This window comes from Kitasatospora sp. UYEF31 (genome assembly GCF_057291755.1).
In genome coordinates this window covers 1-1,318 of record NZ_JBXAWK010000155.1, presented here as the reverse complement: position 1 = coordinate 1,318, position 1,318 = coordinate 1, and the positions used below count along the sequence as shown (strand labels likewise).

General features: G+C 70.2%; 1 protein-coding gene. It reads left to right on the top strand.

The annotated features are described in order from the left end of the window. Positions 1-102: 102 nt before the first annotated feature. A partial coding sequence (locus AC0Z36_RS29675; protein WP_485466183.1) for an IS701 family transposase occupies positions 103-1,318 on the top strand: 1,216 nt, incomplete at its 3' end.

The following is a 1,318-nucleotide window of genomic DNA, read 5'->3' as shown; positions in this document are numbered from 1 at the left end:
GACACGGCAGCTGTAGATCGTGATCTTGCCGGTTGAGGTGCTGGTCAGCTGGGGTGCGGGTGGCTGCGAAGACAGCGGCGGCCGCTGCGATAATGACGAGATGTGACTCAACATCAGTACGCGGCGGCCGCCGTCGGCACAATATCGTACGAGCGGCACCAGGATGCCTTCGAGAGCCTGATGGGCCTGCTGGCCTGCAGCTTTCCCCGCCGGGAGAGCCGAGCGGCGTTCCGGGAGATGACCCAGGGCCTGCTGATGGAACTGGAGAACGTCAACTGCTGGACCCTGGCCGAGGCAGTCGGCCATCGTGGTCCGCACCGCTTGCAGCACCTGCTGTCGCGTGCGAGCTGGGACGACCGTGCCGTTCTGGACGCGGCGACCCGGTGGGCGGCGGCCCAACTCGACGACGGCGACGGCATCCTGATCGCTGACGAGACCGGGGACGAGAAGGCCTCCGCCGATGCGGTCGGGGCGGGCTACCAGCACTCCGGCTCCCTCGGCGGCATCGGCCTGTGCCAAGTCGCCGTCCACCTCTCCTATGCCACCGGCCGCGGCCACACCATCATCGACCGCTCCCTGTACCTGCCCAAGGACTGGGCCGCCGACGACGAGCGCCGCGACCTGGCCGGCGTCCCCGACGAGCTGGCCTTCACCCCGAAGACCGACCAGGCCGCCGCCATGCTCCGGCGCGCCGTCGCCGCCGGGATCCGCGCCTCCTTCTTCACCGCCGACGAGGTCTACGGCAGCCGCGCCCTGCGCCGAACCTGCCGGGAACTGGAACTCAGCTACGCGATCGCCGTACGCTCCAACCACCGGGCCACCACCCAAGCCGGGCCCGTGACCTGCAAGAACATCCTGAAACTGATCCCCGGCCGGGCCTGGGCGCGCATGCGGACCGGCACCGGCGGCAAGGGGGCCCGCGACTACGACTGGGCCATGGTCGAGGTCACCGCCGACGACACCCCCGCCGGACACGCCCCCGGCGCCTCCGTACTGCTGGCCCGCCGCCACCGCTACACCCGCACCGTCTCCTTCTTCCGCTGCTGGACCCCCGTGCCCGTCCCACTGGCCACCCTGGTCGCCGTGGTCTGCCGAAGGTGGCGGGTGGAGGAGGACTTCCAGGCCGCGAAGAACGCGGTAGGCCTGGACAAAGGCCAGGTCACGACCTGGACCAGCTGGCACCGCTGGTCCACCGCCGCCCTGGTCGCCTACGCCTACCTCGCCGTCACCGCAGCCCGGGAACGGGACACGGTCCCTCAACCCGACCAGGAGGACGACCTGATCCCGATCACCTGCCACGAACTCCTACGCCTACTAA